4 protein-coding genes are annotated in these 11529 nt (G+C 47.2%); all 4 read right to left on the bottom strand.

Annotated elements, in window-relative coordinates:
• Nucleotides 1–130: 130 nt before the first annotated feature.
• Nucleotides 131–4054 (bottom strand): two-component regulator propeller domain-containing protein, encoded by a 3924-nt coding sequence (locus M1L52_RS07015; RefSeq protein ID WP_248614218.1) that lies wholly within the window; start codon nucleotides 4052–4054, stop codon nucleotides 131–133.
• A gap of 646 nt (nucleotides 4055–4700) precedes the next feature.
• On the bottom strand, nucleotides 4701–6503 hold the full coding sequence (locus M1L52_RS07010; protein WP_248614217.1) for a RagB/SusD family nutrient uptake outer membrane protein: 1803 nt from the start codon (nucleotides 6501–6503) through the stop codon (nucleotides 4701–4703).
• A gap of 73 nt (nucleotides 6504–6576) precedes the next feature.
• Entirely contained in the window at nucleotides 6577–9780 is a 3204-nt protein-coding gene (locus tag M1L52_RS07005) for a SusC/RagA family TonB-linked outer membrane protein (RefSeq protein WP_248614216.1), read from the bottom strand.
• Complete coding sequence (locus tag M1L52_RS07000; RefSeq protein ID WP_248614215.1) at nucleotides 9780–11483, bottom strand: fasciclin domain-containing protein; 1704 nt, start codon at nucleotides 11481–11483, stop codon at nucleotides 9780–9782. Before M1L52_RS07000 ends, M1L52_RS07005 begins: the two co-directional genes overlap by 1 nt.
• Nucleotides 11484–11529: the final 46 nt, after the last annotated feature.

Here is an 11529-nt window from a genome sequence, read left to right as displayed (position 1 = left end):
AATCCGTGACGCAGATTTAATAATTTCTGACTATTTCGCCCTCTTTATCTAACAAAAACGTTCGGTTTCATCGACAATTCAGTACACAATATAGTATTAAACTACAACGATGGTGTTTAAAAAGACAAAGCTAGCCGACGTATTCTGAGGGCGAGACGCCGAAGTGCTTGCGGAAGATAGTGGAGAAGTGAGCAAGGTTAGAGAAACCCACGGTATATGCCACCTGAGTGACATTGATCTTCTGCTCCTTCAGCAGACGTGCTGCCTGCTCCAAGCGGATGTTTCGTATGAACTCACTGGTAGAGAGACCTGTCATCTCCTTCATCTTACGGTGCAGCTGTGCTCGGCTTATGCCTACCTCGGATGTAAGGATCTCCACGTTGAAGTCGCTATCGGAGAGGTTCTTGTTGATGACTTTCATGATGCGCTCCATGAGCTGCTCGTCGTTACCCTTCACCTCAGGCTGTTCCACCTTGTCGGCCTGCTGCTGTGCGCCACTGTACTTACCCTTCAGGCGCTGACGGCCCTGGATGAGGTTCTCGATGACCATGTGCAGTTCTTCCATGTCAAACGGCTTCGCAAGGAAAGCATCGGCACCACGCTCAAGACCTTCGAGACGGTTGCCCACATCGGCTTTCGAAGTGAGCATTATGACAGGTAGATGAGAGATATTCAGGTTTGTCTTTATCAGGCGAAGCATAGAGAAGCCATCCATCTCAGGCATCATCACGTCGCTGACAACGATGTCGTAGTCATTGGTGAGAAGCTCTTTCAGTCCCTCCCTACCATTAGAACAAAGTCCGAACTTGTAGTAACGGCCCAGTTCCGTAGAGATATAATGGCCTATCTCGAGGTCATCATCGACAATGAGCACACGGCGCTTCGATGAGGAGCCACGCTTCGAAGACATTGTGGTGGCTTTAGATGGCTTTTCCTCTTCTTTCGTCTCCGTTGTATCAGCAACAATTTCCTCAACTTCCTCGCGATCAATGTCCTCCTCACTGAGATGAGCATTGCCAAGAGGCAGGGTAACAGTAAAGACAGAACCGTTCTGACCGTCGGCACGGTTTGATGCCTGTATCTCGCCGTGGTGCATATCGACAATCATCTTACAGAGGTTCAGGCCGATGCCTGTGCCATCGATGTGCATGCGGCGCGAGTTGTTGCCCTGATAGAAGCGGTCGAAGATATGCTTGAGGCTGTCAGGGTCGAGTCCTACCCCACTATCGATGACCTGCAGCTGCATCTGATTCTCATCATGGCTAATGCGCAGCTCGATGGTGCCGCCTTCGTAGGTATATTTTAAGGCGTTGGAGAGAAGGTTGGTGACCACCTTGTCGAACTGACTGCGGTCTATCCACACGTCGAGCTGTTCGTCATCGGTTGTGAACAGGAATGTGATGTTACGCTCCTTAGCTGAGAATTCAAACATCTTATATATACCGCGCGCGAAGGTTATGAACTCCGTCTGCTTGCAGTGCAGATGCATCTGCTGCTTGTCAATCTTACGCACGTCGAGAATCTGGTTCACCAGATTGAGTATGCGTTGGGAGTTGCGCTCAATGGTATCGAGGGCATTATCGTCGGGTGCAGACTTCAGTTTCTTCAGTGCTGCAAGGATAAGCGTCAGCGGCGAGCGTATGTCGTGGGTAGCGTTGATGAGGAACTTCATCTTCTCCTCGTTCATCTGCTCAGTGGCGCGACGACGATAGTTGAAGTTGATATAAACAAGGAGCAGCACTACAATCAACGCATAGATGACATAAGCTACAGTACTCTTATACCAAGGACCGCGGATGGTGATATAGATAACCTTCTCTGGAGTATAGCCACTGCCCACCTGCGCACGCACTGATATGCGATAGGTGCCTGGATGCAGGTGACTGAGGGTGAAATCGTTCTTTCCCTCCACATTGCGAAGCCACTCGCCATCATCGACACGCATCTCGAAACGCACGTTACTCGGATTGTCGAAATTGAACTGTGAAAACGCCATTGTCACGGTATTATCGAGATAGCTCAGCGTGAAATGATCGCTCTCGTTGACTGGACGCTCAGTGATTTGAACATCGTTGAGCACGGTGCGCGTGTCAATTTTCTGGTTGCCCACGAAGAATGCCGACAGCTGCAACGAGTCGAGCATTGGATGATATTCGCTGACGTTTGCAGGAGAGAAGACGGTAAGGCCGTCGCTATGACCGAAGAAGATGCGGTCATCATCGGTATGCATGCCTATGCCATATAGGAACTCCATCTGTGACAGTCCGTTGCCCCTCACATGGCCCACAAAGACCTGACGGTCAAGGTCGTACTGCCAGATACCTTGCGATGTGGAGCACCATATATCACCGTCGTTTGACTGTACTACATAGCTAACGATCTTGTTGTTAAGCTGTTCACTGCCTGGGAAACGCTCAACACTATGCTTCTGCCGGTCGTAGAGATACAATCCTTCCTCAGTAGCAATGGCTATGCTGCCATCGAGAGAACGGCCATCAGCAAGACGGCCACGATGCAGTTCGCAGATGTCGAAACAGCTGATTCTGTCAAGGATAGAGTTCCACCCCTGAGTACGGAAGCCATCAACACGCGGATCATAACATGACACGCCTGAGGCTGTTGCCATCCATATGAGTCCCTGACGGTCGGCCGACATACCCATAACCCAGTTGTTACAGAGATAGCCACGCACAGAGTCACGCTCAAGGAAATGATGATTACGCACAGAACCCGTTGATGGATCGAATATACAGAAGCCACGCGCAAAGGTGGAGATATAGATACGTCCCTGATCATCGCTTGTCATATCTTTGAAGTGATCACACTCGAAAGAGAACTTATGCTGTGAGCGTCCTGTCTTGGGGTCGTAGGCATATATAGCATCATTACTGCCGAGCCAGAAGCGATGTTGGCGGTCACGGAAGATAAACTCCACACCCTCTGGTGATGCTGGATGGGCTACGATGCGACCACTCTTGTTGAACCCATAGACGCCAATATCGCGAATGGTGCACCATGTCATGCCGTCATCGCCATCGCATACAGACGAGATGGTTGAGCCAAGGAGATAACCTTGCGAGCTGAAGCTCCAGTCTGAGAATGGTACAGGGTGTAGTGGCACAACGACAAGACCCTTACGGTGAAGTCCAAGCCACAGGTTTCCATTACGGTCGAAACAGATGGAGTTGACTGACGAGGTATTGGGATCTACGCCCGAAGTATTGATGTCAGCATGTACAAGACGGCGGTCGGCAGAGATAGTATAGACACCCCTTCCGCGCGTACCTATATATATAGTGCCCTCATCATTGACAGCTATACGCGAAAAGACAACATCCTTGTCGGCAATGGCACTTAGGTCAATGTTTGCCTTCGCAATCTGATTACCACGATAAGACATGATGCCGTTCTGGCAAAGCACGAGTATCTCTCCTGCCTGCTCAATGAATGCCTCCACATTGCCGCAGGTGGAGTTGAACTTATGTTCCTTCTCACCCTCAAAATAAGAGATAACATCGTTGAAGCCGCCTTTCCATAAGCGTCCGTGAGAGTCTTCAAACAAACGAATGAAATAGGGCTGCTCAGCATTTGTGAAACATGCTGTCAGCTTATCATCTTTACCAATAGAAAAGGCTCCATATCCTGCGGTGCCTACAAGGATGGTGCCATCGCGTCGCTGTATGATGCTTGACACACGAGGTGCGAGTCCTTCAGGGAAGCGATAGTGCTTGAAACTGCTGGTAGCCTCATCAAAACGGTCAAGGCCACGGTTAGTGCCCACCCACAGGCGACCGCTCGAGTCTGAGAAGAGAACGGTGATGGTGTTTACAGAGAGCGACGTGGAGTCAGCATCATCATGCAGATAGACTCCGAAATTATAACCGTCGAAGCGGTTCAGTCCATAGTCTGTTCCCACCCAAATGGAACCGAGATTATCCTGGCAGATGGAAGATACAAGACTACTTGAGAAACGATCTGGAGATATGAAATGACCTGTCTGTGCAAAAGCATGACTAAACACAGAGAGGAAAACAAAAAGAAATAGTTTTTTCATTTTAGCTATGGTAAGACTATTAACAGTTATGTATTTGTCTCAAAAACGTGTTGCAAAAATAAAGAAAAAAAACTAAAACAATGCATTTATAGGACTTTTCTTTCGTTATTAGCTCATTTTTCTTTTTGTTTCATCGTTTTCATAATGTAAAAATAGAAAAAAAACAGCCACCGATATATCTCATACGGGCGACCGTTATCATTAGTTTTACCATAACTAATATGCTACAAAAAAATCAACTACTAACTAATTACATGTTTACTATGAAAAAAATCACCTTTATATCGATTCGCCAATCGTAGTGTTTCTTTACTATCACTTTACTAATAACATTTCTGATGCAAAATTACGCTTTTCCGTACAATATTGCTATCACAAATGTTTCGTTTAGTTTGATTTCTGTTTCCAAAAAGAATAATTAAAGACAAGTATCTAATTTTTTCGAAAAAACATACAATTACCATATAATTTGACCATATAATTACCCATTAATTGCTTCGTAGATTTTTAATTAACGACATATTAACGTACCAATTAATGATAATTAATGTCGAAGGGGAAAAGGCTATTAATGTTGAAGATATAAGAAAGTCGGTGGCTTGCGCTGCAAGCCACCGACTTTAGTCATTACCTATCCAATATTGATTTATTTCTTGGGCATTGGCAGATACCAGTTGTTCTCGTCGGTAAGATCAACCTTAATCTCGTCCTTGGCGGTAGCCTTACGTGCATAGACAGCATTTGAGAGGATAGTGTTATCGTTCTTACGCTTAGCGTAACGCATCAGGTCGTAGAAGCGATAGCCTTCGAAAGAGCCCTCAAGAGCGAGCTCATCGATGATCATGCTGTCAATCTTTGCAACCTGGTAGTCAACAGAATCCTGACGTGTAGGCAGAGCCATAGGAGGCTGAGGCACGTTATACGTGCTATCAGCATGAGTCTCACCACAACCGAGAGCGTGGATGCCATAGACAGTGCGCTGGTAGGTCTTTGTACCATAAGACTGACCGTTGTCCTCCTTATATACAAGTGGGTCGAAGTAGATGAGCTGACCAGCCTCGGCAGTCTCAATAGCATCGACATACTTCTTAGTAACATTCTGGCACATGCCATACTTCAGGACACACATTGCCGACTGTGGCAGTCCTGCAAGGTTAAGAGCCTCAGCATAGTGCAGATAGACCATTGTTACACGGCAGATGGGCACCTGTGATCTCGACACCTTATTAATGGACTGATGGTATGAGTTATACTCAGAGTACTCATTGTTAGTACCATAAGAGCTGAGAGTATAGTTGCTCGCGAAGCGCAGGTCACCAGCATACTCATCTTTTGTGAAGCCAGTCTTTTGAATATAGATAGTGTCTGTACCAGGATTATTCTCATCGTGATAGACATAGTTCTGAGCCTTAGAGAGGCTGAACATAGCCTTCGAAGGTGTCATCTGATAGTAATAGTTATTCTGCTCAGTTGAATTATAGATATTTCTCAGCTCGCTGATGTTACCTTCAAAGATACGGCTCTCCATGGGTATCAAAGTGAGTATTTCATCACTGTTGAATACATGGTAGCCATAGCTTGGACTTGTCAACGAAGTAGAATTAGACCATGTGGTACGGCGGCTGCTCATCTTGATTGGGTCACGACGGTCGGTAAGGAAGTCGTGATACCATGTAGCTGCCTCACGATAGTCAGCCTTGTTATTTGTCAGAGAGCCGCGCCACAGATAGAGGTCGGCAAGCAACACACGCAATGGAATGAAGAAACGCTCTGAGTCATAGCCGCCAACACTACCGAAGCGTGGGTAGTTGATACCGGTGAGAGGCAGAAGGTCGCTGATGAAATAGTCACAGATTTCCTTCATGCCAACATACTGCTGGTTCATGGCGTTCTGTGCCTCTTTCTCAGTCATGACAGGCTTCAGTACGAAAGGCACCTTGCCATAGATAAGTGCGAGCTGCATGTATGTCCATGCACGATAAGCCTTCACAACAGCATACTCCGGCATGAACACGCTACGACCACGACGTGTCATGGCTGTATCGACATTCTCGATATAGAAGTTACAGTTGTTGATAACTGCATAGTAGTCACTAATCTGATTGTACTTATTGTCCTTGCTGAAGTCAAAGTTTGCAAGGTTCTTCAGGTCGGATGATGCAGCGTCGGTGGTAACCATAAGGTCAGCACGAGCCTCACCCAGAAGCACGGTGCGGTCAGCGATGATCTGCAGCTTGTTTATGATACCAAGAACACTGTTGACAGTATCAGTGGCATTGTCGAGTTTGTTGTTATTAGCAAACTCCACCAGCTCAGAGTCTGTCTCCAGCATGTCGGAGCAAGAGGAAAGGAGTCCACCTCCTACCCCTCCCAAGGTGAGGGGAGCAACGATGCCGCAGAGCCATACAAGAGACGACTTTATTCTCTTTGTTATTATATGATTATTCATAATATTCTATCGTTTTATTATTTTACAAATCTATATCGTCCCCCTCCCCTCGGAAGGGAAGGGGTGGGTTCTATTACAGATTGATATTCACGCCAAGTGAGAATGAACGTCCGGCTCCTATGACACCGCGGTCAATACCCTGTGAGAGAACTCCGCTGTAGAGTGAGACATCAGGATCGCTGCCGAGGTAGCGTGTCAGAGTGAACAGGTTGTTTGCATTACCCCAGATGGTGATACCCTGTAGATAGGTGCTCTGGATGGGCACGTAGTAGCTCAGCGTTACAGAAGCGAGGCGCAGATAGCTGCCATCCTCAATCCAGCGGTCGCTGAAACGAGAGTTGCCCATTGGGTCCTTATAGCTCACGCGTGGGATGCTGGTCTGCTGTCCCTCAGTAGTCCAACGGCCATTGACGGCTGTTGTCTGGTTGAGGAAGTAGGTACCACCCTCAAGGAGTGAGCGCTGGTAGTTGTAGATGTCGTTGCCGATTGAATAGTTCATTACAGCAGACAGGGTGAAGTTCTTCCAGTTGAGCTTAGTATAGATGTTACCGTAAATGTCGGGGTTAGGATTACCAATGGCTACGCGGTCATCGGCATTGATCTCACCATTGCCGTCAACATCGACGAAGTTCATGTCGCCTGCCTGGAAATAAGACTTCTCACCATTCTCCTTAACGATGTACTTACCATCAGCCTTTGCCTGGGCAGATGTAGAATAAACACCGTTTGTCTTATAGCCATAGAACATGCCTACAGGCTGACCAACCTTTGTCTGAACAGTAGCACCATAATAGGTTGTCTCAAATGGCTTGTCATTGTTTGGCAGAGCAGTCACCTTATTAGTATAGTGACCTACAGAAGCGCCGACCTCCCAGTGCCAGTCCTTATGGTTCAGGACTTTCACTCCAACGTTTACGTCATAGCCGCAGTTCTCCAGCTTGCCATTGTTGGTCCATGACTCAGCGAGACCGCTGGTCCATGCGAGCTGCTGAAGAGAGAGAAGGTTTGAAGTCCAGCTCTTGAACATGTTGAAGCGCAGGCTTACACGGTTGTTGATGAAGTTACCCTCGAAGCCAGCAGTCAGTCTGCGTGTTGTCTCCCACTGCAGCTCAGTGTTACCAATGTTACCGATTACAAGACCGGTAGCGTTGCTGCCAAGCATACGACGAGACACAAAGTACGAACGAGAAGCGATATGGTTGATGTCATCATTACCAGAGACATCGAAACCACCAGTGAAGCGGAAGTAGTCAACACCTCTCAGCTTCGGGAACCACTCCTCATTGGTGATGACCCATGCAGCCTCGATGCTTGGGAAGATTCCCCATGCGACGCCGAAGGCCTTGAGACCGTTGGCATCAGAACCGAAGCGTGAAGAAGCGTGAGCCGACAGGCCTGCATTAACATAGTAACGCTGTGCATAGTTATAGTCTGCCAGTGCATACCACATAAGCTCTGTGGTGTTGTCGTTGTCACCGTCTGTCTGCTTGTACTTCAGCGAAGCACTCATCTGTGGAGTCTTATCGTTACCTGTGTCGTAACCGCGCTGTGAAGTAAGCTTGTAGTTATTGCTGAAGAAGCGGAAGCCACCCTTAACGCCAATCTGATGAGCATCGTAGCTGTTGTGCCATGACAGACGGGTGTCGCTCTGGATTGATGTGAGATTTGAAGCCTGGCTCTGTGCCATGTTCTTCAGCTCATCATTCTCATCGAGTCCATCAACCTTGAAGTTTGGCACGCCAAGTATAGGCAGATAGTAGTTCTCAGTGGTGCTGACAAGACCCAGAGAGAAATGTTCGCTAAGAGCGAGATGCTTGTTGAAGTCGTAGCGTGGCGTTACAGAGAAGGTGATGAGACGTGTTCCCTGTGAGTTACGGTTGTTACCCTCACCACGGTCAAGGATTGCGACAGGGTTGGCAAGACGGCCGCGACCCTGGAACATTCTGACCTCACCATTAGCCAGATACTCGAGGTCGTCATTAACAAGAGCCTCACCGTTCTTGACATAGCTTGAATAATAATGGCTCAGTTTACCACCCTTGTCATAAGCGTAGGGCGACAGGAACGGAGCCTGTGCCAGACCGAGGAAGCCAGGAGAACTTACGACACCAGAGAGAATCTCTGAAGGTGCACCATCATCGAAGAGGCTGCGGTCAACATCGCTGTAGCTTGCGTCGAAACGAACATTGAGCTTTCTCGTAATCTCAATGTCAGTGTTCAGTCGCATGTTGAAACGCGAGTAGTCGTTCTTCTCCAGTGTGCTGTTAGCAAGTGAATAGCCTACTGACAGGTTGTAAGAAGCCACGTTATCACCACCCTGTACGTTGATGCCATAGTTCTGAGAGAACGCATTACGATAGACATCATCAGTCCAGTCGGTATTGTTATGATACCTCTTATAATAATAGTAAGAGGGATCGCTGTTCATATAGCGCAGCTGGCTGAAGTCAGCGACCTTGTCTGACAGCATCTCGGCGGTATAGAGACGATAGTCATCGGCATTCATCATCTTAGGCAGACGAGGGATGAGCTCGTAGCGGCCATTGATGGTGACATCGATCTTCGTTGCCATGCTCTTGTTACGGTTGGTATGGATAAGGATGACACCGTTGGCTCCCTTTGCACCATAGAGGGCAGTACCGTTCTTCAGCACCTCAACACTCTCAATATCATTAACATTGAGGTTAGCGAGCATGTTGTTGAAATAGCCATCATGCAGTGTTGAGCGGTCATACATCATGTCGAGAATCATGTCATCAACGACGATGAGAGGCTGCGCATTAGCATTGATAGAGTTGATGCCGGCAAGCAACATGATGTTACCCAGGCCTACGTTGCCTCCGCGTGCCACTGTGCGCACATCACCACCGAGTTGCTGCTGAATGAGGGGATCGATGCTCACAACCGACGTGTTGTCGAACTGATCTGCCGTTGAACTTACGGTTGCCACTGTATTGCGCTTGTAAAGCTCGGTGAACGACTCGTGATAGAGACGCGCATCGGCAATGCTGTCACTGATGGCGCGCTGCATGAGGTTGTAGCCGTCAACGCGCATCAGCACCGAGTGAACATATTTTGGAGCTTTCAGCACATAACGGCCTTCATCATCGGTCATTGCCGTGAAAGCGTTCTCGCCGTAGGCCTGTACGATGACACCTGCAAGTGGCTTGCCTGTAGCATCATCGACAACTTGTCCCTTCACGGTCTTCAGGTCTCCCTGAGCTGCCAGCGACATCGTTGCCAGCAGCATCATGCCAGATAATATATACTTTTTCATTATTCTTCAGATTTAGAGGTACGAGGTTTCAGAATGATGCAGTCCAGATAGAAGTCACGAGAGTACTTGCCAGACTCCAATGGATTTATGTTACATTTCAAATTAATGCTGAAATCTTGGCTGCCTATACCATAGTTACATGCTGGGAACTTAAAGTTCTCAGCAATAAGCACTGAGTCAACACGTAGCGGATTATTTTGGAATGCAGACTTACCATTTGAAGATTTACACACATATGTCTGTTTCTTACCAGTAAGATCAAGGTAGTTGATATTTGCACTAAACTTACATGGTTTTAAATCAGGATTCTCTTTATTGAGAACAGACTTTGGCAATACGACAACATAGACATCATATGCTCCGCTAAGAGTTCCACTAATAGGATATGTCACACTCCAGTTAGCATTACTTGGGTAAGGCTTAATGATAAGATACTTATTCTCAAAGATGCTGTCAGCAACTTTGGTCATTACAGCCTCATTATTCGGGAGACACTTGTCATATTCAAGGATACTCCATGTTGATTCACCTTCTACATAGATATCCTTGAAGTATGTCTGCTCAGGCTTGAACGGCCACTCATTAGTCTTATAAACGATACCGTTACTGCAAGGAATAGCCTCAGCACCATAGAGTATGCCGCCTTCTTCGAATGGCTTATAGAACACATTGTAGATAGGCTTTCTGTTTGCATAGTTGTGAGAAGTATGGATATAAGGCACAGAAATGAGTGAGTCGTTAACAGACTTCTGGTCAGTCATGTTAAACACAGCGTCTCTCATAAGTGAAGACATTGCATAGTATTCCTGCAGCGAGTCGCGCTTCTCAACTTTTGAGTCGAACTGGAACAGTGAGAATGCCTCATCGTAAGCCTTTTTCCATCCCTCTGCTTTCGGAGCTACTGCCCAATAGACAGAGTCTTCGGAATCAAGCTCACCGATGTTATTCAACAGACGGTTGTACTCAATCATAACCGAGTCAACATATACTGGCACGCCCTCAATGACACCGTTGGACACTGATGACTTGTCGTCGAACTCCTCGGTCGTGAAGCGGCGTATGCCCTTGCCTACATCCACATAGTCAGGATCATCGCAGAACACCTCGTAAATATTACGATTGTACTTTACTGGTGTCTCAAGCACATGGAGCACACCGTTCTTTGCGTGATTGTTCTTTGAAATGGCTTTCACGCCTTCAACATCATTGTCACCCATTTTCAGATACTTATTGCTAAGCATCATCACACGCTGAGTGGTGTCGGCCTTAAGGGAAATGAGCTTACGGGTCAAGTGGTTGAAGATGAAGCTTTTCTCTACGGCAGAGTCACCTTGTACAGTCTGAACCTGCTCGAGGAGAGCGTTCTTATCAAAGGTGCCATTAACAGGAGCGAGCAATGTGAAAGACTGACCGCCGTTGAGTATCTCAGCATAGCTAACAGCTGTTTTCTTGTGCATGCGATACATCTTTGTCTGCTCAAGAACCTCGCAGAAGTCACTGAGCTGTGGGTTAGCCTGCAGCTGTTCCCAAAGAGTAGCGTTAGAGCCTGCAGCTGCTGATTCGGCAGCACCATCATAATGGTCATCCCAGTCTGTGCAGGAAGAAAGGAGTCCACCTCCTACCCCTCCCAAGGTGAGGGGAGCTATAATAGCAAAGAGGCGAAGTAGCTTTCCTTTCATTCTATTTCGATTAGTATTCTTCATACTTGTATTTTATTTATGTGATAATTATTCTTTTCAAGCACCCCTC

The organism is Prevotella sp. E13-27, assembly GCF_023217965.1.
In the GTDB taxonomy this organism is placed as follows: Bacteria; Bacteroidota; Bacteroidia; order Bacteroidales; family Bacteroidaceae; genus Prevotella.
Note: the sequence above shows the minus strand (reverse complement) of the source record. Positions and strands in the feature narration are given on the sequence as shown.

Excerpts from the sequence above, each read along its gene's own strand:
- M1L52_RS07015 (WP_248614218.1), bottom strand. The coding sequence starts at position 4,054 with ATGAAAAAACTATTTCTTTTTGTTTTCCTCTCTGTGTTTAGTCATGCT.
- M1L52_RS07010 (WP_248614217.1), bottom strand. The coding sequence starts at position 6,503 with ATGAATAATCATATAATAACAAAGAGAATAAAGTCGTCTCTTGTATGG.
- M1L52_RS07005 (WP_248614216.1), bottom strand. The coding sequence starts at position 9,780 with ATGAAAAAGTATATATTATCTGGCATGATGCTGCTGGCAACGATGTCG.
- M1L52_RS07000 (WP_248614215.1), bottom strand. The coding sequence starts at position 11,483 with ATGAAGAATACTAATCGAAATAGAATGAAAGGAAAGCTACTTCGCCTC.